The 22,675-nt window shown below is 37.6% G+C and carries 20 protein-coding genes, 1 rRNA gene and 2 riboswitches; of the genes, 19 read left to right on the top strand and 2 right to left on the bottom strand.

Annotated features, from left to right (window positions below; translation table 11 throughout):
* Positions 1 to 18: 18 nt before the first annotated feature.
* Positions 19 to 133, bottom strand: a riboswitch (TPP riboswitch).
* Positions 134 to 214: 81 nt separating this feature from the next.
* On the bottom strand, positions 215 to 505 hold the full coding sequence (locus AC1DEF_RS27340; RefSeq protein ID WP_043978114.1) for a hypothetical protein: 291 nt from the start codon (positions 503 to 505) through the stop codon (positions 215 to 217).
* A gap of 457 nt (positions 506 to 962) precedes the next feature.
* On the opposite strand from AC1DEF_RS27340, the gene AC1DEF_RS27335 reads away from it, so the two are divergent.
* From AC1DEF_RS27335 to AC1DEF_RS27315, 5 genes are all read left to right on the top strand, one after another.
* Positions 963 to 1,787, top strand: coding sequence for an undecaprenyl-diphosphate phosphatase (locus AC1DEF_RS27335; protein ID WP_013055186.1), 825 nt, complete (start codon positions 963 to 965; stop codon positions 1,785 to 1,787).
* A 273-nt stretch (positions 1,788 to 2,060) separates the two neighbouring features.
* Positions 2,061 to 2,200, top strand: a riboswitch (cyclic di-AMP (ydaO/yuaA leader).
* A gap of 106 nt (positions 2,201 to 2,306) precedes the next feature.
* Entirely contained in the window at positions 2,307 to 3,566 is a 1,260-nt protein-coding gene (locus AC1DEF_RS27330) for a cation:dicarboxylate symporter family transporter (RefSeq protein ID WP_025753247.1), read from the top strand.
* Positions 3,567 to 3,779: 213 nt separating this feature from the next.
* Positions 3,780 to 4,811: a sporulation integral membrane protein YtvI gene (ytvI, locus tag AC1DEF_RS27325; protein WP_013055188.1), complete on the top strand. Its 1,032-nt coding sequence runs from the start codon at positions 3,780 to 3,782 to the stop codon at positions 4,809 to 4,811.
* 159 nt (positions 4,812 to 4,970) lie between these two features.
* A complete protein-coding gene (locus tag AC1DEF_RS27320) occupies positions 4,971 to 5,576 on the top strand; it encodes a DedA family protein (protein ID WP_013055189.1) in 606 nt (201 codons plus the stop codon).
* Between the two features lie 24 nt (positions 5,577 to 5,600).
* Entirely contained in the window at positions 5,601 to 6,392 is a 792-nt protein-coding gene (locus AC1DEF_RS27315; protein ID WP_013081567.1) for an EcsC family protein, read from the top strand.
* A 132-nt stretch (positions 6,393 to 6,524) separates the two neighbouring features.
* Here AC1DEF_RS27315 and AC1DEF_RS27310 read toward each other — a convergent pair whose 3' ends face one another.
* The gene (locus AC1DEF_RS27310; protein WP_097824835.1) at positions 6,525 to 7,838 is read right to left on the bottom strand and encodes an APC family permease; all 1,314 of its coding nucleotides are present in this window, start codon (positions 7,836 to 7,838) and stop codon (positions 6,525 to 6,527) included.
* Positions 7,839 to 8,158: 320 nt separating this feature from the next.
* Here AC1DEF_RS27310 and AC1DEF_RS27305 point away from each other — a divergent pair, with 320 nt between their 5' ends.
* From AC1DEF_RS27305 to AC1DEF_RS27240, 14 genes are all read left to right on the top strand, one after another.
* On the top strand, positions 8,159 to 8,704 hold the full coding sequence (locus AC1DEF_RS27305) for a hypothetical protein (RefSeq protein WP_255255796.1): 546 nt from the start codon (positions 8,159 to 8,161) through the stop codon (positions 8,702 to 8,704).
* Positions 8,705 to 8,723: 19 nt separating this feature from the next.
* Positions 8,724 to 10,949: an alpha-galactosidase gene (locus AC1DEF_RS27300; protein ID WP_318331475.1), complete on the top strand. Its 2,226-nt coding sequence runs from the start codon at positions 8,724 to 8,726 to the stop codon at positions 10,947 to 10,949.
* 147 nt (positions 10,950 to 11,096) lie between these two features.
* Positions 11,097 to 12,092 carry a biotin synthase BioB gene (gene bioB, locus AC1DEF_RS27295; protein ID WP_097824832.1) on the top strand — a complete coding sequence of 332 codons (996 nt, stop codon included), beginning with the start codon at positions 11,097 to 11,099 and terminating at the stop codon, positions 12,090 to 12,092.
* 244 nt (positions 12,093 to 12,336) lie between these two features.
* On the top strand, positions 12,337 to 12,915 hold the full coding sequence (locus AC1DEF_RS27290; RefSeq protein WP_097824831.1) for a glycerol-3-phosphate responsive antiterminator: 579 nt from the start codon (positions 12,337 to 12,339) through the stop codon (positions 12,913 to 12,915).
* Between the two features lie 20 nt (positions 12,916 to 12,935).
* Positions 12,936 to 14,051, top strand: a complete 1,116-nt coding sequence (locus tag AC1DEF_RS27285) for an ABC transporter ATP-binding protein (RefSeq protein WP_097824840.1) — start codon at positions 12,936 to 12,938, stop codon at positions 14,049 to 14,051.
* Positions 14,048 to 14,983, top strand: coding sequence for a carbohydrate ABC transporter permease (locus tag AC1DEF_RS27280; protein ID WP_477727658.1), 936 nt, complete (start codon positions 14,048 to 14,050; stop codon positions 14,981 to 14,983). The genes AC1DEF_RS27285 and AC1DEF_RS27280 overlap by 4 nt, the downstream gene beginning before the upstream one ends.
* Positions 14,980 to 15,792, top strand: coding sequence for a carbohydrate ABC transporter permease (locus AC1DEF_RS27275; RefSeq protein WP_043978093.1), 813 nt, complete (start codon positions 14,980 to 14,982; stop codon positions 15,790 to 15,792). Before AC1DEF_RS27280 ends, AC1DEF_RS27275 begins: the two co-directional genes overlap by 4 nt.
* A gap of 13 nt (positions 15,793 to 15,805) precedes the next feature.
* A complete protein-coding gene (locus AC1DEF_RS27270) occupies positions 15,806 to 17,146 on the top strand; it encodes an ABC transporter substrate-binding protein (RefSeq protein ID WP_013081576.1) in 1,341 nt (446 codons plus the stop codon).
* An 86-nt stretch (positions 17,147 to 17,232) separates the two neighbouring features.
* Complete coding sequence (locus AC1DEF_RS27265) at positions 17,233 to 17,970, top strand: glycerophosphodiester phosphodiesterase (protein WP_016762894.1); 738 nt, start codon at positions 17,233 to 17,235, stop codon at positions 17,968 to 17,970.
* A gap of 502 nt (positions 17,971 to 18,472) precedes the next feature.
* Positions 18,473 to 18,796: a DUF3870 domain-containing protein gene (locus tag AC1DEF_RS27260; RefSeq protein WP_028412670.1), complete on the top strand. Its 324-nt coding sequence runs from the start codon at positions 18,473 to 18,475 to the stop codon at positions 18,794 to 18,796.
* 93 nt (positions 18,797 to 18,889) lie between these two features.
* Entirely contained in the window at positions 18,890 to 20,056 is a 1,167-nt protein-coding gene (locus AC1DEF_RS27255; protein ID WP_043978081.1) for a DUF819 family protein, read from the top strand.
* Between the two features lie 60 nt (positions 20,057 to 20,116).
* Positions 20,117 to 21,190, top strand: coding sequence for a dipeptide epimerase (locus AC1DEF_RS27250; RefSeq protein WP_025753225.1), 1,074 nt, complete (start codon positions 20,117 to 20,119; stop codon positions 21,188 to 21,190).
* Between the two features lie 32 nt (positions 21,191 to 21,222).
* On the top strand, positions 21,223 to 22,236 hold the full coding sequence (locus AC1DEF_RS27245) for a C40 family peptidase (RefSeq protein WP_097824830.1): 1,014 nt from the start codon (positions 21,223 to 21,225) through the stop codon (positions 22,234 to 22,236).
* Between the two features lie 377 nt (positions 22,237 to 22,613).
* Positions 22,614 to 22,675, top strand: a 16S ribosomal RNA gene (locus AC1DEF_RS27240); the annotation flags it as partial.

Here is a 22,675-nt window from a genome sequence, read left to right as displayed (position 1 = left end):
AAGAATAAACATATACTATTCTTTTCAAGACTACTTCCCTCCGCTGGTATAACCCAAATCAGGTTCAAAGGGTTAAAGAGTTTTATAGCACTCTTTTCTCAGTCTGAGCTATCAGACACCCCTAGTAGAAATAACATTCAAATTATTCAATTTACGGCTTAAGTTTACCATCATTCGGTAAAAAATCAACCCTTAAATAAAAAAAGCTAGACAATCAACGTTGTCTAGCAGCATCGATTGCAATCACAATAGCTGTAATAATGTGCATAACAAACCCTAAAAATGGAATCCAAGCAACCAGTGAAGTAACAATCCCTAGTATGTTTCCATACGCAGATAACCCTCGTCTATTAGCTAAAATGAGTGTGATAGCATGAAGAATAAATCCAATAAAAAGAGGAGTATAACTAAAGCCCATAACAATCCCCGCGCCAATTAAAGGAATTCCCAGCAAGGCTTCATACCCAGCAGTGACCCATTTCATTGTACGTACATTTCCATTCATAGTAAAAAGCCTCCTAAAAAAGATACTACTATATACGAGAAAAGAGAGAAAAAAGTTTCAAATTACTTAGGGGATATGTCGTATAAGCAAGCACTAGTTGATTAAAATGATAGATGACAGTAAAGGGGATGGAAAAAACATAATGATTTAGTCATTTTTTCACACTAAAGAAAAATAGTCTAGATGATTCATTTTTAGCTAAGGACCCGGAATTTATACCGAACATAGCGACTGCTTTTTAAAACAAATAAAAGCTGATATCTTGTTTTTTGGTTATAGCATGTAAGGTTTTTATTACAAATTATTAAAGATTCTTATCTTTTTGCAAATACACATTGTATTTCATAGTTTTAACAATTATGATAAAAAAGCAAGTGTCAAAATAGGAAAATAGTTGAGCATGGAAAACGAAGCGATAAGCTTATTAATTTGAAAGAAAGGCAAGGTATATAGCTTTATGTGGGAAATTATTGTAGCAATCATTTTAGGGATTGTAGAAGGTTTAACAGAGTTTGCTCCTGTTTCGTCAACTGGGCATATGATTATTGTGGATGACCTGTGGTTAAATTCAAAAGAATTATTTTCATCTCCCGTAGCTAATACATTTAAAATTGTTATTCAGCTAGGGTCGATCTTAGCAGTAGTAGTTATTTTTAAAGATCGTTTCATTAATTTATTAGGATTGGGAAAAAAGCCAGCCGCTCCAATTGGACCGACAAATCGCTTGAATTTAATGCAAGTAATTGTTGGTCTGTTACCCGCAGGAGTGTTAGGACTTTTGTTTGATGATTATATTGATGAACATTTGTTTTCTTTAAATACGGTGCTAATTGGCTTAGTAGTCGGAGCTGTATTAATGATTCTAGCAGATTTGTTTGGACCTAAACGTCCGCGTGTAGAGACGGTGGACCAAATGTCTTATGGACAAGCACTGGGGATAGGACTGTTTCAATGTATTGCTCTTTGGCCAGGTTTTTCTCGTTCAGGCTCAACGATTTCAGGAGGGGTTCTTCTTGGAATGAGCCATAAGGCAGCGGCAGATTTTACATTTATTATGGCAGTGCCAATCATGGCAGGAGCAAGTGGACTTTCATTGGTTAAAAACTGGCAGTATTTCACATCAGATGCACTACCGTTTTTTATTGCTGGTTTTATCAGCGCCTTTATTTTTGCGCTGGTGTCTATTCGCTTTTTCCTGAAATTAATTAATCGTATCAAATTAGTACCATTTGCACTATATCGAATTGTGTTAGCAGCTATTCTATATTTTGTATTTTTATAAAATAAACATGCGTGTTTTTTAGTCCCTTAAACTTCTAATAGAGACTCAAAGAGCAAGAAAAAGCTATTGCAACATTGCAATAGCTTTTTTGTATAAATATATATTATCGCCTTTTGAAAGCGTTTTATAAACATGGGTATTGACAAAACGTGTCGAAAAATAGTAAATTAATATTTGTGCAGTATAAAGTTAAGTAAAAGTAAGACTTCTGTTTAGTTTTATTGACTGTAAAAAACGTATGACAACGTATAGATCGTTTTAATTTTATAAAAACTGAATAATAAGCTTAATCGTATAGAGCGGGGGAATCATTATCGGCAGTAAAGCTGCCTTGGGGTGAATCCTTACAAAAGGTAGGAAACTCTCAATTCCGAATCCGACAGTTAACCCCGTTTGCTTTATTGAGAGAAAGAGCCCAAAATAGCGTAAGTAAAAGGCTGTTCTTTCTTAAGAATAGTCTTTTTTTGTTTTTTCAGAAAAGTATATACAAATGTCATACATCTTTGGGGAGGTACATCTATGAAAAAAATTCGTTTTGGTTTGGCTACGCAGATTTTTACCGGATTAATCCTCGGTGTTCTTGTAGGGGTAATTTGGTTTAACGATCCGCGTGTAGTAACATACCTACAGCCGCTAGGAGACCTATTTTTAAGATTAATTAAGATGATTGTTATTCCAATTGTTATCTCAAGCTTAGTCGTTGGAGTTGCAGGAGCAGGGAGCGGCAAACAGGTCGGAAAGCTCGGCGTTAAAACCATTCTCTATTTTGAAATTATTACGACTTTTGCAATTATAATCGGTGTATTGGTTGCTAATATTTTTCATCCTGGGCAAGGTGTAGACATTCATTCAGCACAGAAGAGTGATATTTCACAATATGTTGAAACATCCAAACAGCAAGAAGGAAAGTCAGTGGCTGAAACTTTCTTACACATTGTTCCGACAAACTTTTTCCAGTCAATTGTTGAAGGAGATATGCTAGCAATTATCTTCTTTACAGTGTTATTTGCACTAGGAGTAGCGGCAATTGGGGAAAGAGGAAAGCCAGTTGTACAATTCTTCGACGGCGTTTCTCACGCAATGTTTCACGTGGTAAACCTTGTAATGAAAGTGGCGCCAATTGGTGTATTTGCTTTAATTGGTGTAACAGTTTCAAAATTCGGCTTAGAGTCACTCCTTTCATTAGGAAAGCTTGTTATCTTAGTTTACTTAGCGTTAATTTTCTTCCTACTTGTTGTATTAGGAGGAATCGCGAAATGGGCAGGAATTAACATTTTCCACTTATTCCGCTATATGAAAGATGAACTGTTGTTAGCATACAGTACATCTAGTTCTGAGACAGTTCTTCCGCGAATTATGGAAAAACTTGAAAAGATGGGCTGTCCAAAAGCTATCGTATCGTTCGTTGTACCAATTGGTTATACATTTAACCTAGATGGTTCCGTTCTTTATCAAGCGATTGCAGCGTTATTCTTAGCGCAGGTGTACGGTATTGATTTAACGATCGTTCAACAGCTGACGCTCATTCTGGTATTGATGGTTACATCTAAAGGAATGGCTGCGGTGCCAGGAACATCATTTGTTGTATTACTGGCTACTCTTGGAACAATCGGCGTTCCGGCAGAAGGATTAGCCTTCATTGCTGGAGTAGACAGAATCATGGATATGGCACGCACGGTTGTTAACTTAGTAGGAAACACACTAGCAGCAATTGTGATGTCTAAATCTGAAGGCAAATTTGACCCTAAAAAAGGTACAGAGGTCATGAGAGCCGGCTAATTTATAAATTAAAAAGCTACTTATTCTATTCAAAAAATTAGAATAAGTAGCTTTTTTCATAATAATTCCTTTATTATTATGGAAATTGACCCTATAATATGTAACATCAGGTATAAATATGTCCAAATTTTATTCTTACATAAAAGCAGTCACTGGTTCCTTTCTTTATCAATAAATATAGAGATAGCTTAGCTAGTTGGGGGATAGTAGAGTATGTGGAAAAAGCGAATATGGGTCATCGCCTCGATAGTAATCGTATGTTTGTTAATCCCTTACAGTTTACCGATTGTGTTTGCTTTATTAACAGCATTAGCGCTTGAGGGTATTGTTCAAAAATTGCATCAATCTTTTAAAATGAAGAGAGTCTACGCAGTGCTTATGACCTTCATTTTATATGTTGTTTCGCTCATACTTATTGGATTTTTTATTGTTCGGACAATCGTTACGCAAGTGGTTGCTCTTTCAAAAATAGCGCCTTCCTTTGTAAAAGAAATCTATGAAACCGCGATTTATCCAACTATTATTAAGTGGAAATACTATTCAAACGCTCTTCCTACAGAAGTGATTTCTTCTATCGAGCGCACGCTTGAAAAAACCGTAAATTCATTAGATTCTCTATTAAAAAGTACCGTGGAAATCATCATTAGCTTTGCTGCTACTGTTCCTGGGTTTCTATTAGAGTTTCTTATTTATTTAGTAGCGCTTGTATTTATCAGCCTTGAGCTGCCTGCTATTAAAAATAAAATTAAGTCATTTTTAACAGAAGAAACGAAATATAAGCTACAAGTTGTCATCACTCAGCTTATCCAAGCGGGGGTTGGTTTTATTAAGGCACAAATTATCTTAAGTGTCATGACGTTTGTAATGGCTTATGTAGGGCTTTGGCTATTAGATGTTCCGTATACCGCGCTGCTTAGCTTATTAATTGTAATTGTCGATATCTTACCAATCCTTGGGACAGGCTCGGTGCTCGTTCCATGGGGGATTTTTGCTCTTACGCAAGGGCATGACTCATTAGCAATCGGCTTATTTATTCTATTTGGAGTCATTACGGTAGTAAGACGTGTAGTAGAACCAAAAGTATTTTCTACAAATATGGGTATTTCACCTTTGGCTGCACTAGTTAGTTTGTACATTGGATTTAAACTTTTAGGCTTTGTCGGATTATTTTTAGGACCGGCTTTAGTTATTTTATACGATGCTCTTCGTAAAGTAGGTATTATTCAAATTAACTTTAAACTATAAAAGCGCTGGATAAAACTAGCGCTTTTTTTATTGAAACTTTTGTAGTACGTAATACGTAAAGAGGGAAAGGAAAAAACTATGCCGCGTTGGTTTTTATCTATCAATCGGCTAAATTATAGTTTTGCAGTCTTAGATTTAATGACATGAGGAGGAGAATTTTTGTTAGAGTCGGTTTTACTTTCTTTAATTGAAGCGCTAAAACAGCTCTCTTATTTTGGCGTAATTCTAGCATTAACGTTTGAGTTTGTCCCGGCAGAGCTTGTTTTACCTTTAGTAGGGTATTGGGTGTACCAAGGTGATATGAACTTGTATCTGGCTATCCTTGCAGGTACAGTAGGCGGTGTTTGTGGACCATTGACTCTTTATGCACTGGGACGTTACGGTGGACGACCGCTGGTTTTAAAATATGGAAAATACTTTTTGGTGAAAGAAAAAGAAATTGACGCCGCCGATCGCTTTTTTAATAAGTACGGCAGCGGGGTTGCTTTTTTTGGACGCTTTATTCCAGGAGTGCGCACGGCTATCTCTTTTCCGTGCGGGATGGCAAAAATGAATGTATGGCTGTTTTCTATTTATACATTTGTGGCGATGCTTCCAGTAACGGCTATTTACGTATATTTAGGATATAAGTTAGGACCTAAGTGGAAAGAGGTGGGGCCGATTGTGTCTCAATATATGCAGCCTATTGGAATCGGAATTGTTGTTTTAATTGCACTGTTTTTTATCATTAAATATGTGCGGAATAAACAAGTAGGGCAGAGCTGATAAATCGAGGAAAAGAGTGAGGATATGTCAGAGCATGAGCAGTTAAGAGTAGAGTTACGAAAAATTGAAAAGTGGGAGAAAGACCAAAAAGGACTTTTTTTCTGGGAGCGGCTGGCTCGTTTGCCTTTTTCAGCTTTAGATAAAGTAACGCCAAAGTTCATTCATCAAAAAATAGAAAAATTATTAGATGAAATTGCTAAGTATGTTGATAATGGAGGCCAGTATTTAGCTAATACGTCTGCCACGCTAGAAAAAGCATCAGCACAATTACAAGAAAAGAAACAGCTTTCGATAGAGGATATTCAGCATTTATCTCTGCAAGAAATGGATGAATTGGCAGAGCATTTTATTGAAGTCCGAAAAAAGAATGCACAGCTTCAAGGAGCTACAACCGGTATAGGCGGGATTTTTACACTAGCTATTGATGTTCCTTTTGTATTAGGGCTTACACTTAAGACACTGCAAGAAGTGGCTGTTTCTTATGGTTACGACCCCACTGAGCAAGAGGAACGAATTTTCATGGTCAAATGCATGCAGTTTTCGTCTTCTGACATTGTAGGGAAACGTGCGATTTTAGAAGAATTAGCAAGCGGAAATCGAACGCAGAGCTTGCAGCAGCTGCAAGGGTGGAGAGAAGTGTTTCTAACCTACAGGGACAACTTGGGCTGGAAAAAGCTGTTCCAAATGATTCCTATAGCAGGAATGGTATTTGGAGCGTATATTAACAAACAAGCAATTAGCGATATAGGGGAAGTTGGAATGATGCTTTATCGTAAAAGACGTATTTTGGAAAAAGTCTCACAATCGCAAAAATAAAAAGAGACTGGTACGAAAATATTTTAGTTGAAGAAAAATCCGAACGAGTTTGATTCTTGGTTGAGAATCAAATACGTTCGGATTTTTTCATTGGTATAGTAAATGTAGCTTTCATGTGTTAAGTCTAGTTCCTTAATCAAAATAAAAAGTAGGAATGGTAATAGTATTTTTTCGTCTGGCAATCAGTAAATAAATAATTCCGATTATACTCCATATAATACCGATAAATAAGGATGTTGTTTCTAAGTTAAGCCACATAAAAAACAAAAATAAACTGCCAAGTAAAGGCATAAGTACATATGAAATATATCCACTGAAGGAACGCTTATTTTGATGAATAAAATAATGGATAAAAACCGCTATGTTCACTGAACTGAACGCAATTAAAGCACCAAAATTAATTAAAGAGGTAGCTTTTTCAAGAGACAGACCTAGTGAAATTAAAGAGAGGCCACCAATAATCACTACGTTCCAAACAGGCGTCTTTGTTTTAGGGTGAATATAGCCAAAAATTCCCCGAGGCAGATAACCATCTTTCCCAATTGCATAGAGAAGTCTTGATGCACTCATATGTGAGACAAGTCCAGAAGCAATAGTTGAAGTCAAGGCCGCTGCTACAAAAATAGATTGAAAAAGCTGGCCGCCAATTTTATAAGCGATCTCCGCTGATGCACCTTCTAAATCATGAAACAAAGAGGCTGAAGGGAAAAGAAGCTGCGCAAAGTAAGAAACCGTGATAAATAAGGCGCCTCCCGTACACGCAATAATAAGAATCCCTTTAGGAATGGTTTTCTCAGGCTTAAGTGTTTCTTCGGCCATAGTGGTTACAGCATCAAATCCTAAAAAAGAAAAGCATAAAATAGCTGCTCCGTTTAATAACAGAGATATAGAGGCCGATTCACTTATAAACGGTTTAAATGATAGCTCTTGGCCTTGAGTTGTAGCACTTAAAATAATAAAGATAATAGCGACTAAAATTTGAAAAGCAACTAATAGCGTACCAAAAGAAACGGTTAAATGAACGCTGAAAATATTCATTATGGTCATGATGACAACAAAGCTGATAATCCATACGGCCTTTGGAACACCTGGAAACAGAGAGCTTAGGTAAATATTTGTCAAAAGCGCATTAATCATTGGCAGAAATAGATAATCAAGAAGAGCCGTCCATCCTACCAAAAAACCAATGCTTGGATTCATTACTTGCTGTGCGTATGTATAAGAGGAACCAGCTCCGGGAAAAGCTTTTACCATCTTTCCGTAACTAATGGCTGTAAATAAAATAGCAATCAACGTGAATGCATAAGCGCCTGAAACATGTCCATCTGTTGATTCAGTTACAATGCCAAATGTATCAAAAACGGCCATAGGTGCCATGTAGCCTAACCCTATCACAACGATATGCCATAATTTTAGTTGTTTAAGAAGAGAAGGTTCATGATTCATATTTGTCATCCTTTCTGTGTATAATCATTCTGCATTATTTATTATTATACTATATTGTTAGGTTTGTCATCTTTTTTTGAAAAAGAAGAGAAAATTGCGGGCTGAGAGATAAAGAGCGTTTAATTGATTACTAGATAAAGCAAAAAAATGCTTTTTTTCACTTTGATTTTTACCATTGAGTCTAGAAAGTATTTTACATAAAATGAAAGAAAGTAAAAAAGCTTCGTTTAGGTGATCTACTTGTAATAAATACGAAAACAAATTTTTGAATGCGGTTACATTTTTGTTGGTGTACAAAATTAAGAATGATGGTGAAGGAGATGAAAGAAGTGATTGCTACACCCTATATAAACTTGGAGATAAACAAGGAACCAGGTGTGCATGTCGTATTGGATGAAACAAAAAAAGATGGTGTTTACTTTATTAAATTAACGGTCAAGTCGGTTAAAAAAAGAATTCTTCCAAAAATGAAATTAAAATGGAGCGTTCCATTGTTAGATATCCAACTGTATAAATCTTTACAAACTAGTAAGGGCGATGTGAATGCCTCTTTTGTTCATTGTTTTATGAATAAGAATGGTTCTAACCGCTACACCATTGCATGTTCAGACATACGTTATCCTATTCTGTGTGCTCCTAATTGGAAAGACATGTGTTTAGATGTAGAAATGACCTTATTTAGTGAAAGCACTTGGTCTCTTCATAGCTATGAAACTGAACTGCGAGTAGACACAAGAATGGTAGAAACAGAAGAGTTATTCAAAGGTTTAGCGAAATGGTATGAGAGAAAAGAGATTAATCTAGCATCTGCTTTTGAGCATGCAACGGCAATAGATGAAAAAGGAAATGTCTCGTTAGATATTTGATGGTAAGGAGAGGAATAAAATGGGGATCTTATTTAATGAAGGTACAAAGGAATTTCACCTGCAGGGACGCGATGTAAGTTATATCTTTTCAGTGTTGAGAAACGGGCAGCTCGGTCACTTGTACTATGGAAAAAAGCTTAAGCACCGTTCATCTTTTCAGCATTTTTTACGTGTAGAAACAAGAGGAGCTAGCGCTTCGGTATATGAAGGAGAACTAGCATTTTCTCTCGAAACAATCAAACAAGAGTATCCTTCTTATGGAACAACAGACTTCAGAGAGCCAGCCTATCAACTTCTTCAGCAAAACGGAAGCCGAATCACAAGTTTTGAATACGATAACCATAAAATTTACAAAGGCAAGAAGCCATTAAACGGCTTACCTGCTATATATGTAGAAGAAGAGAGTGAAGCCACAAGTGTAGAAGTTGAACTGATTGATAAATTGCTCAATGCATCACTTATTTTAACGTATACCGTTTACGAAGACCGAAACATTATTACGCGTCACGCACGATTTGAGCATAGAGGAGAAGAACCAGTCGATATTTTGCGTATCATGAGCGGCAGCATTGATTTGCCTACATCAAATTATGAGATGGTTCAGCTTTCCGGTGCGTGGATTCGAGAAAGACACGTGAAAACACGAATGCTTCAGCCTGGTATTCAAAGTATTTCTAGTGCGAGAGGTACAAGCAGCAGTCAGCAAAACCCATTTTTAATTTTGAAAAATCCAGCTGCAACTGAACATAGTGGAGAAGCGTATGGTTTTAGTCTTGTGTACAGCGGAAACTTTCTTGGACAAGTGGAAGTAGATCATTATAATGTATCAAGAATAACGATGGGCATTCATCCTTTTGATTTTCAGTGGCGACTAGAGAGTGGAGAAACTTTTCAATCACCAGAACTAGTACTGGCTTATTCAAATAGCGGTCTAAACGGACTTAGCCAAGAGTATCATGAGCTTTATCGCAAGCGTCTAGCTAGAGGGAAATGGCGGGATTTGGAGCGGCCAGTTTTAATTAATAACTGGGAAGCGACGTACTTTGATTTTAACGAAGAGAAAATTGTACATATTGCCAAAGAAGCACAAAAGCTGGGCGTTGAACTTTTCGTATTAGATGACGGCTGGTTTGGCAAGCGTAATGATGATACAACTTCTCTTGGAGACTGGTTTGTAGATAAAAATAAGCTTCCGGGCGGTATGAAGTCATTGGCTCAAAAAGTAACGGATTTAGGTATGGACTTTGGGTTATGGTTTGAACCCGAAATGATTTCAAAGCAAAGCGACTTGTATGAAAAGCATCCAGATTGGTTGATTCATGTGCCAAATCGTCATCAATCTCATGGACGAAATCAATATGTGCTTGATTTTTCAAGAGAAGAAGTAGTGAATTATATCTATGAACGAATGGAAGCTATTTTAAGTGAAGCACCTATCTCTTATATAAAATGGGATATGAATCGAAATATAACAGAGATTGGATCTGTTGGGCTGCCCGCGAACCGTCAGTTTGAAGTAGTACACCGCTATATTTTAGGTGTGTATGATTTGTATGAGCGACTAACAAAGAAGTTCCCGGATATTTTATTTGAATCATGTGCAAGCGGGGGAGCTAGATTTGATCCGGGAATGCTTTATTATGCTCCTCAAGCTTGGACGAGCGATAACACGGACGCGATTGAACGTCTAAAGATTCAGTACGGCACGTCTTTTGCCTATCCAATCAGTTCAATGGGAGCACACGTATCAGCCGTACCAAATCATCAAGTACGCAGAGTAACAAGTCTAGAAACAAGAGGAGACGTTGCGTATTTTGGCGCATTTGGTTATGAGTTAGATGTTACGCTGATGACAGAAGACGAAAAAGAAACGGTAAAAAACCAAATTCAGTATTATAAAAAACACCGATCCCTTATTCAAAATGGCACATTCTATCGATTAAAAAGTCCGTTTGAACAAGATGGAAATGTGACGAGCTGGATGGTTGTTTCATCCGATCAAAAACAGGCAATCATCGGTTATTATCAAGTATTAGCTAGACCAAATCCTTCTTATGAACGCATTGAGCTAAAAGGGCTTCATCCTGATTATGAATATACAGTGATGGAAACAGATCAAACAGCTTATGGAGATGAGCTCATGTACGCAGGAATTGCTCTAACTCATGAGTATCCGGGTGTTGAAGCATACGATGAAAAATCTGGAGACTTTGTATCGGTTATTTACACATTGCAAGCGCAATAAGCAAAAAGCCACTTCTATATCATAGAAGTGGCTTTTTGAGTTAACTATTAATCGTATAGTGTTGACATAAAAGGAGAAGTAATGGTAACTTTTAGTTATAATTGTTAACTTTATATTTTTTTAGTTTACTAAAGTGGAGGGGAATCGATGGAAACCACAGGTTTAAGAGATTGGAAAGCACTTGCTCAGTCTATTATTAAAGGGAAAGAAATTACATATAATGAAGCGCTTCAACTTCTTCATGTACCGGATGAAGAAGTGTTAGAGGTCATGAATGCCGCGTACTTAATTCGTCATCATCATTATGGAAAAAAAGTAAAGCTCAATATGATTATTAATACTAAATCGGGTTTATGCCCAGAAGACTGTGGATATTGTTCGCAGTCGATTGTATCAGAAGCACCGATTGATAAGTATGCGTGGTTAACAAAAGAGAAAATTGTAGAAGGTGCTTTTGAAGCTCAAAAAAGAAAAGCAGGTACATATTGTATCGTGGCGTCAGGCCGCCGTCCTACTGATAAAGAAGTAGCGCACGTAGTGGGAGCGGTAAAAGAAATTCGTCAAAAGACAGACTTGAAAATCTGTGCCTGTCTAGGCTTTTTAACAGATGATCAAGCACACGAACTAGTCGAGGCGGGTGTTCATCGCTATAATCATAATTTAAATACTCACGCTGATAACTACGACAGTATTTGTTCTACGCATGGCTATGAAGATCGAGTCGATACGGTTACTACATCTAAAAAAGCAGGTTTGTCACCTTGTTCCGGTGCGATTTTTGGAATGGGCGAGACAAATGAACAAGCCGTTGAATTAGCTTTTCAAATTAAAAAGTTAGATGCAGATTCTATTCCATGCAACTTTCTTGTTGCCGTTCCAGGAACGCCTCTAGAAGACAAAAAGGCGTTAAAGCCAATGCAATGCTTAAAGCTGTTAGCGATGATGCGTTTTGTAAATCCAACGAAAGAAATTCGAATTTCAGGAGGTAGAGAAGTCAATCTCAGATCGCTTCAGCCGCTTGGTTTGTTTGCTGCAAATTCAATTTTTGTAGGCGATTATTTAACGACTCAAGGTCAAGAACCTACAGCTGACTGGGGATTAATTGAAGATTTAGGATTTGAAATCGAAGAATGTGCACTGTGAAGCCGTTGAGAAATCAACGGCTTTTTTTATCTTCAGCAGATTTACAGGAACTATACGTTTACTTTACAAAACTCAACAGCTTCTTTATATTGCCTTCACAAATAACCATTATTATAAAACATGTGAAAGATAAGTGAATAGTTACTAAGGTTATGAAATTGAGAAACCACAAAAAACAATAGGTCTATATAAACATCCTATGCGTTTTTTGTGGTTTTTTTATAAATGAAAGGAAGGAATCGTTTTGAATAAGGAAGCAGATTTCTTACAACAGCTTGGACAAGATCGTTTAATTGCATCCATTAAAAGTCCGAAAAATTTAGAGCGATTTTTAGAAACAGAGATCCAGGCCGCCTTTTTATTAACGGGCAATATTAGTGTGATTAAACGCTATGTAGATTTACTCAAACAGCATAATCGAATGGTTTTCTTACACATTGAAAAAATTCCGGGAATTAGCTATGACCGGGAAGGGCTTAAATTTCTCGCTAAGTTTGTAAAGCCCACAGGCATCGTAACCACTAAAAGTTCACTCATTAATTACGCAAAACAGGAAGGGCTGGTTGCTATTCAGCGGCTATTTTTAGTGGATACAGACGCAGTAGCACAAGGGTTAAAAACCGTTCAAAATATTAAACCGGATGCATTAGAACTAATGCCAGGATTGATTCCGGAGATGATAGAGAAAATCGTTAAAAAAACAAGTATCCCTATTATTACAGGTGGACTCATTCAAAATGAAAGCCATATCCAAGCTGCTTTAAAAGCAGGGGCTACGGCAGTTTCTACAGGGAAATCATGGCTGTGGAAAAAATATGAATGAGCGAGAAAGGAGCGTTTTTAATGAAAAAAGTAGAGTTAGTTAACGTTGGAAAGTCATACGATCAAAAAACAAATGTCATTCAAGATATTAACGTCACAATTGAACCTGGAGAATTCTTCGTATTAGTAGGTCCTTCAGGATGCGGGAAAAGTACAATGCTGCGAATGATTGCCGGATTAGAAGAAGTCACGCAGGGAGAGTTGCTAATTGGAGATGTAAAAGCAAATAAACTGCTTCCAAGTCAGCGCGATTTGTCCATGGTGTTTCAAAACTATGCTTTATATCCGCATTTGACAGTAGAACAAAATATTCTTTTTGGTCTGCATACAAAGAAGATTTCAAAGCAAGAACAGCAAAAGCGCTGCAGGGAAGCAGCAGAAATGCTTGGTTTAAGTGAATATTTAAAGCGAAAGCCTAGACAGCTTTCGGGAGGACAGCGCCAGCGTGTAGCACTCGCACGTGCTATTGTTACTCATTCGCCTATTTGCCTGATGGATGAGCCGTTATCCAACTTGGATGCAAAGCTGCGAGCAAAGATGAGATCAGAAATTCGCCAGATTCAGCGTAAGTTAGGTATTACGATGATTTATGTCACGCACGATCAAACGGAAGCGATGACGATGGCGGATCGAATGATGATTTTAAATGGAGGTAATATTCAGCAGGTTGGGCGTCCCCTTGATATTTACAATGCACCGGCAAACACGTTCGTAGCGTCGTTTATAGGTTCTCCTCCTATGAACTTATCAAACGTTTCTATAGAAAATAACTTACTCGTTTTTGAAGATAGAAGAGCTATTTCTATGAGTACACCACACAGTAACTTTAGCGGTAAAAAGGAAGTTGTGGTTGGAGTAAGACCTGAGCATGTTCAGCTTGCGACAAACGATAACACCAGCTTTATTGTAGAGATAGATAATGTCGAAATTCTAGGAACAGAAACACTGCTTACATTTCATATGGGTGACAAGCAGTGGATGGCTAAGTGGAACGGTCAATGGAATATAAAAGTGGGAGAGCGCGTCCCTATTTTTATCGATCCAAAACATCTGTTTTTATTTGATAACGATAAAGGTTCATGCTTGCACTATGAACCATCAACGGAAGATTTAACTGTAAAGGGGGCATTTGTATGAGTGCTGTTACCAAAACAGCAAACTCGCCTGTTTCTGTTTCATCCAATCCACAAGAAAAGAAGTCAATGCCTAACCTATTGGTAGGATTATCTTACTTGCTGCCATCATTATTGTTATTTGGTGTATTTCTTTTCTACCCAATGATTAAGACGTTATATTTAAGTCTTTTTATTACAGATACACAGGGAAATCCCTTGAAATTTGTAGGGCTACAAAATTTCTTTTATCTATTTACAGATCCAAACTTTTTACAAAGTATGAAAGCCACTTTTTTATTTGTACTCTACACGGTGCCTATAGGTTTAATTATTGCCTTATTCCTAGCGCTAATCGCAAATGAAAAGCTCAAAGGAATTGGTTTTTTCAGAACGATGTTTTCATCTACGATGGGAATGAGCGTAGCGGCTTCTTCTGTAATTTGGATGTTTATGTATAACCCGACAATCGGTGTTATCAATAAAGTATTAAATCTTGTAGGAATTCATGATGTGCAGTGGTTATTAGACCCTAAGTATGCGCTGATTGCTGTGTCTATCTCTACGATTTGGATGAACATTGGTTTTACCTTTTTAATCTTACTTGGCGGGTTACAAAATATTGATGAAAAGCTGTATGAAAATGCGCGTATTGCTGGAGTTAGCTATTGGTATCAGCTACGTAAAATTAAGCTTCCGATGCTTTCGCCAACGCTGTTTTTTATCATTACCGTTTCGTTTATTAACGCGTTTCAAACGTTTGGACAAATTGACATTTTAACAAAAGGCGGACCTACAGATTCGACAAATGTCATTGTTTATTCAATCTACAAAGATGCATTTGTAAACTATAATGTTGGCTCTGCAAGTGCTCAAGCTACAATTTTGTTTTTCTGTATTCTACTGGTTACGGCTCTTCAATTTAAGCTTGGAGAAAGGAAGGTACATTATCAATGAGCATCACGAGAAAATGGACAACTTACTTGCTACTCATTGCAGCTACTTTAGTATTGATGTTTCCTATCCTATACGCTTTTTCCATTAGTTTTATGAGTGGAGCGGAAGTGTTAGAAGGGAAGATTTGGCCGTCATCTTTTTCATTTGAAAACTATCGGGATGCTTTTGAAAAAGTTCCGCTGCTTCATTATTTAATTAACAGTTTTGCTGTATCTATTTTTGTTATGGCCGGGCAGCTGTTAGTTTCAAGTTTGGCAGCTTTTGCATTTGTATTTATTAAATTTAAAGGAAGAGATACTATCTTCTTTCTCTTTATTTCTACGATGATGATTCCATGGGAAGCAACGATGGTTCCTAACTTTTTAACAGCGCAAAAGCTAGGGTGGATTAATAATTATTTAGGATTAACAATTCCTTTTTTTGCTTTAGCGTTTGGGACATTTTTGTTGCGTCAGCAGTTTAAAACCATTCCGAATGAGTTATATGAAGCTTCTCAAGTTGCAGGGATCAGCCGCTTTCGTTTCTTTTGGAACGTCGTGCTCCCTGTGTCTAAAACAAGTCTAGTTACGCTTGGTGTATATAGCTTTTTAACAACATGGAATATGTATTTATGGCCACTATTAGTGACAAATACAGAGGATGTTCGTACCGTTCAGATTGGTTTAAAACAAATGCAAACACAGGAGATTTCAACTGATTGGGGAGTGGTTATGGCCGCTGTCGTGGTTGTTATTATACCGACATTATTACTATTATTCCTAGGTCAAAAACGTCTTCAAAAAGGATTAACACAAGGTGCAATTAAATAGGAGAGTGAATGTGATGAAAAAGATATTGGCTATCGTAACGGCATGCTTGCTAGTTATTCTAGGTGCTTGCTCAAATTCAACTGGTTCTTCGGAAGCGCAAGAAACAAAAAAAACAGCATCAGGTAAAACAGAAGTCGTATTTTGGCACGCTATGAGCGGTGACCTTGAAAAATCACTCAATAAAATTGTCGATGAGTACAACAAATCTCAGGACAAAGTCGAAGTAAAGCCTGTTTTCCAAGGAACGTATGAAGAAGCACAAACAAAATTTAACACAGTAGCAGGAACAAAGGATGCACCGGCTATTATGCAAACGTTCGAAGTGGGAACAAAATTCATGATAGACAGCGGTAAGATTCAGCCTGTTCAAAAGTTTATCGATCAAGACCACTATGATACTTCACAGTGGGAGAAAAACATTTCAAGCTATTACCAAGTAGATGGAAAACAATACTCAATGCCGTTCAACTCTTCAACACCTGTTCTTGTTTATAATAAAGATGCCTTTAAAAAAGCAGGGTTAGATCCTGAAAATCCTCCAAAAACGTATGATGAATTAAAGGCGGCTGCAAAGAAATTAACAGAAAAACAAGGAAATAAAACATCGCAATACGGTTTTTCAATTCTAAATTATGGATGGTTCTTTGAAGAGCTAGTTGCTTCTCAGGGCGGCTTGTATGTAGATCACGAAAACGGCCGTAAAGGTGATGCTGAGAAGGCAGTATTTAATGGAAAAGAAGGACAAAACGCATTTAATTTAATCAATGATATGTATAAAGAAGGTACATTCTACAATGTAGGACAAAACTGGGATGATATGCGCGCAGCATTTCAATCTAAAAAAATTGCAATGTTCCTGGACTCATCAGCAGGTATTAAAACACTAGTAGACAATGCTCCATTTGATGTAGGCGTATCTTATATTCCTGTCCCAAAAGAAGAGGATCGCCAAGGAGTAGCTATTGGCGGAGCATCTTTATGGATGTCTAAAGGAATCAGTGATGAAACATCAAAAGCAGCCTGGGACTTCATGAAATATTTAGCAACACCAGAAGTTCAAGCAAAATGGCACGTAGAAAGTGGATACTTTGCAGTTAACCCAAAAGCGTATGAACAAGATATTGTGAAAAAAGAGTGGGAGAAATATCCGCAGTTAAAAGTAACGGTTGATCAGCTTCGTGAAACAAAACCTACTCCAGCTACACAAGGTGCTTTAATTTCTGTGTTTCCTGAATCGCGTCAAAAAGTAGTAACAGGGATGGAAAGCCTATATCAAGGAGTAAAGCCAAAAAAAGCGCTTGATCAAGCAGCAAAAGAAACAAATAGAGCATTAGAAGTAGCCAATCAAAAATAACGTATGATTACGAAGCTCGTCTTTCAAGTTATTTTGAGGACGAGCTTTTTACTTAGTGAATGACTAGTTAGGAGAGATAGAGGACAATGAATAGTTCAATTGATCTTTATGCGCATCGCGGCTTTAGCGGACGATATCCTGAAAATACAATGATTGCATTTGAAGAAGCTAGGAAAATGCAAGTTGCAGGTATTGAATTAGATGTACAATTAACAAAAGACGGGGAAATAGTAGTTATTCACGATGAACGAATTGACAGAACGACGAATGGAATGGGGTATGTTCAAGAATTTTCATACAAACAGCTGCGTTTATTCGATGCTGGCAGTTGGTATGACTCTCGTTTTTCTAAACAATCGATTCCGACATTAGTAGAAGTGTTTGAGTGGATGATGGACAAAAAGACAAAATTAACGGTGAATATTGAATTAAAAAATGACCGAATTTACTATCCAAAACTTGAAGAAAAAGTTCTTCGTCTAATCGATGAGTTTGATTTAGAAGATCAGGTTATTTTGTCATCTTTTAACTATGATAGTTTGGCTAAAGTGAGATCTCTCCATTCATATATACCAACAGGTTTTTTATTTGAAGGGGTGAGCGAAGATGCGATTGGAAAAGCAAAATCGATAGGAGCGCACCTACACTGTGATATGTCGTTTGCTCTTTCTGCGTATGGGAAAAAAGCAAAGCAAGAAGGATTAGACTTGCGGGTATATACGATTAATGAAATGGATAACTTTTTAAAGCTCCAGCAGGTTTCAGTAAAAGTCGTGATGACAGATTACCCTAACCGTTTTTCCTCTACCATGTTCAAAGGATGACGTAGAAAGAAGCTGGGACAAAAGTACTTGATCCACAGTGAAAAACGAACCCTTGATCAACATGTTTGATTAGTGGTTCGTTTTTTTGTTGTGGTGAACGTGAGTTTCATCTGTTTCGGTCCTTCTAGCAGTTGATTTGAGGGCAAGGCGAAGACTCCTGCGGAAAAAGCGCAAGCAACGAGGAGGCTCAGCCACCGCCCGCGGAAAGCGAAGTCTTGCATGGAAATCAAATGCGGTGTAACAAGCGGTTCAGCTCACGTCTCCCATTTGTTCGTCTTTAGGTTGGATTAAGTTTGTTATGTCTCAATCTCTTTTTTGGAAAAAATATTATTTTATTCTGAATAGTATAAAATTTATATTGTGAAATTGTTTTATAGATGATATATTGAGAATAGATTATAATGTTCCTTATGAAAGCGAATACATGTTGCGTAGCTCCGCAAACGTTCATTTGCCGGTCCCTAGCAGCGTCTGTTATCTCTTTTAGGAGGAATAAAAAATCATGTATGATCAAGATACTATCTATATTATTGGAGATGCCAAAGCTCCTCAAAGCAATCCGATTACTAAAAAGTTCAATCAGTATTTTTTAGGATTGGTAGTTGATAAAACAAATGGAAAAATTATTGATGTGGAATGCTCAGCGACGATTGAGTTAACCGTTCGATTTGTTCAATCAATTTTTATTGGACGCCACATAAGTGATCCCACCCTTATAGACGACATTAACAGCCGCTACTTCGGGTCTTCCCAAAAAGCGCTGGTGGTAGCGTTTCATGATGCACAGAAAAAATATCAGCAAATAACAGCTGCTTTGTCTACATAGACCTAGACGAAATCCAGCCTGACGTTTTCAAACGTTGGGCTGGATTTTGTTTTGTATAAAAACATTTTCGGGGAGATGAAGGGGGAAGAATAAATGATTCAAGATGGATTTATGTATGTGAGTGTGTTAACTGCCTTTGCTGCGCTCATGGTAGGGATTGAAAAAAGATTTAAAGCCAATCGATTTTTTAAATTTATTCCGGGTATTGTACTTATTTATATAGGAGCTGCTCTTATGCAAACGGCAGGGGTATTTGGGGATAGCGAATCAAATGTCGCCATGTATACGGGCGTTAAAAATGCACTGCTTCCGGCCATGCTGATGCTTATGCTGTTAAAGTGTGATGTTCGAAGTGTAATTAAACTTGGTCCAAGAATGCTGGGAGGATTCATCGTTGCGGTTTTTAGCATAATGGTAGGTTTTATCCTCGTCTATGCCATCTTTAAGAATTTCTATGTAGAGGACACGTGGAAAGCTTTTGGTGCTTTATCAGGAAGTTGGACCGGAGGATCAGCTAACATGGTTGCTCTCCAAGGGATTTTGGATGTTCCAGAAAATATATTTGGCTACGCTCTTATGATGGATACGATTAACTATGCTGTATGGGTTATGTTTATGTTTTGGCTTGTACCATTTGCATCTAAATTTAATAAATGGACAAAAGCAGACGTCAGCTTTATTGAGAATAGTATAGATGAAGTCGCAGCAACTTCTGAAAGCGAAAAAGAAGGCCCGCAGTTTCAGCATCTTCTTTATTTACTTGGTCTAGGTTTGTTCGTTTCGGCATTTTCTACATTTATCGGAGGGCGTTTGCCTGAAGTGGGAGCGGTTATTAATGCAACGAGCTGGACGATTATGATTGCTTCTGTGGTTGGTCTAGTGCTTGCTGTAACCCCAGCCGCAAAAATTCCAGGTACGCTCGATGTATCAAACGTTATGTTATACATCGTTGTAGCGTTAATTGCTTCTCAATCAGATTTTTCAAATTTAGCTCAGGCTCCTATTTACTTAGTATCTGGTTTTCTTATTATGTTCGTGCACTTAGTGATCATGCTGTTGCTAGCTAAACTATTTAAATATGATTTATTTACGCTCGGAGTAGCAAGTTTAGCTAATATTGGTGGAATGGCGTCTGCTCCAATGCTTGCGGCTGCCTATAACCGTGCACTGATTCCGGTAGGAGTCATTATGGCTCTGATGGGTTCCTTCTTAGGTACTTATTTTGGTATGATGGTCGCCAAAATTTTAGGAGCGATCTAAGAATAAACCAAAAATACGTATGAAAGAATATTTGTGCTGAATCGAAAGGAAGCGATTGAAATGATAATTAAAGACATAACTGTAAAGCATCAAACCGTTCCACTGCTCGTTCCGTTTAAAACAGCGCTTCGAACAGCAACAGAGATAGACAGCATAAGTGTAGAGATTCAATTAGAAAACGGAATAAAAGGAAAAGGAGCGGCTTCGCCAACATATGTTATTACAGGCGATTCTTTAGAAGGCATTCAAGCTGCACTTCAAGGACCTATTAAACTAGCGCTAATAGGAGAGGATATACGTCAGTTTCAAAAACTCTTAAAAAAAATTCAAAGCTGCTGTATTCACAATTCAAGTGCTAAAGCAGCTGCTGATATCGCTTTGCATGATGCTTATACAAAGTTTCTTAACATTCCTTTATATGCTTTCTTGGGCGATAAGCAGCCTATCTCTACATGTATGACGATAAGTGTTGATACACCTGAAAAAATGGCTGAAGACGCACAAAAAAGTGCAGCGGACGGATTTGACATTTTAAAAGTAAAGGTAGGTTCAATTCCTGAGCTAGACCTTGAGCGTATTAAACATATTCGATCTGTCATTCCGGATCATGTAAAACTTCGGTTGGATGCAAATCAAGGATGGACTCCAAAACAAGCAGTGCAATTAATTAATAAAATGGAAACTCTCAACTTTGGTATTGAATTGGTAGAACAACCTGTCCCTGCTCATGATTGGGAAGGGTTAAAGTTTGTGACTGAACGAGTAAACGTACCCATTATGGCAGATGAGAGTCTATTTTCTGCCAAAGATGCATTAAGGCTTGTAAGCGGGCGGTACGTGGATCTTTTGAATATTAAGCTAATGAAGTGCGGAGGAATTAATGAAGCAAGAAAAATCGCAAGTATTGCTGAGGCGAACGGTGTTGCATGTATGATTGGAAGCATGATGGAACCATCACTTTCCGTGGGAGCAGCTGCTCATCTGGCAGCCGCTCATCCGAATATCACGTATTTTGATCTAGATGCTCCTCTTTGGCTTTCAACTGAACTGGATGTGTTAAAGTACAGCGGTCAAGAGGTTTTCTTATCAGATCTTCCTGGAATAGGAGAAATCACCGTTCCTATCTCAAAATAAAAGGATAGTAATATAGTAGAAGGAGAGAGACGATGAATATAAAACGTTGGCTTTTAACGGCAACAACAGTTATTTTAGCTACATTTGGGGTTAGTGCAGTTCCTTCTGTTCATGCTTCTGAAGAAAAAGAAACTGCTTATATAGATGTCGCAGCAGCTACTCTGTGGACAGCACCAGACATCTTGCGGGAAGTGGACGCTCCGTCAGCTACTAATCCTGTAGATATGAGAAAGTGGACCACATCGATGAATTTGAAACAGAAGCAGCAGTTATCTAGCGATGGGATGCTTGAGACACAAGCGTTATATGGAAACAAAGTAACGGTTTTAGACGAACAAGGAGACTGGGTCAAAGTAGCTGTAGACGGACAGCCTACTTCTCGAAATGAATTAGGGTATCCCGGATGGATGCCTACTAAACAATTAACCTATAGCAAAAGGTACGAACAGTATGCAAAGAAGCCTTTTGTAATGGTGACGGCTCCGACTACTTATCTATATCATTCGCCTTCTTTGAAAAAGAAAGGTATTGAAGTTAGCTATAATACGCGCTTACCTCTTTTGGCAAAATCAAAGAGTGCATATAAAGTATTAAAACCAAATGGAAAGACAGCATGGATTTCTACAAAAGCAGGAAAAATCTACGCGTCTCAAAAAGATATTCCTGTACCAACTGGCACGGAGCTTGTTGAAAGTGGAAAGGCATTCTTAAATCTTCCATATTTATGGGCTGGCATGAGTGGTTTTGGATTTGACTGCTCTGGATTTACGTTTACGATGTACCAATCCCATGGTATTACGATTCCACGTGACTCAGGGCCACAGTCTAGAGCAGGGCAACCAGTAGATATGAACAACCTTCAACCTGGAGACTTATTGTTTTTTGCCTATAACCAAGGAAAAGGAAGCGTCCACCATGTAGCAATGTATGCGGGAGATGGCATGATGATTCATTCGCCGAACTCCGAGCGGACAGTAGAGATTATTCCTTTAAACACGAAGGGATATATTGAAGAGTATGCAGGTGCACGTCGTTATTTACCTTAATCAGTAAGATAAGAAAGAAGCTCTTTTTGTGAAGGGCTTCTTTTTTAATATAGAGTATAGATAAAAATTAGAAAATTTAGTTTATTTACGTTTAACTACTTCTCAGTAAGGGAAGTAGTTAAACAAGAGAAAAAAATCATTTTTCTTCTTGAAACATATTGACTTTATATGAAAATCGTTATATTATTATAAAGCGTCGTTGAGACATACTTGTAACAACGAAGCTGAAAAAAGAATTTTAAAAAGTTGTTGACATTACGTTGATAACTTGATAAGATAATAAAGTCGCCTAAGAGCGGCGGTTGAACTTTGAAAACTGAACAAAGCGACAAACGTCAACGTTAAATTTTATTTTTTAATTGAGCAAGTCAAACATTTCTTCGGAGAGTTTGATCCTGGCTCAGGATGAACGCTGGCGGCGTGCCTAATACATGCAAGT

This window comes from Priestia sp. 10L35 (genome assembly GCF_056395685.1).
This window is presented reverse-complemented; position numbering and strand designations above follow the sequence as displayed.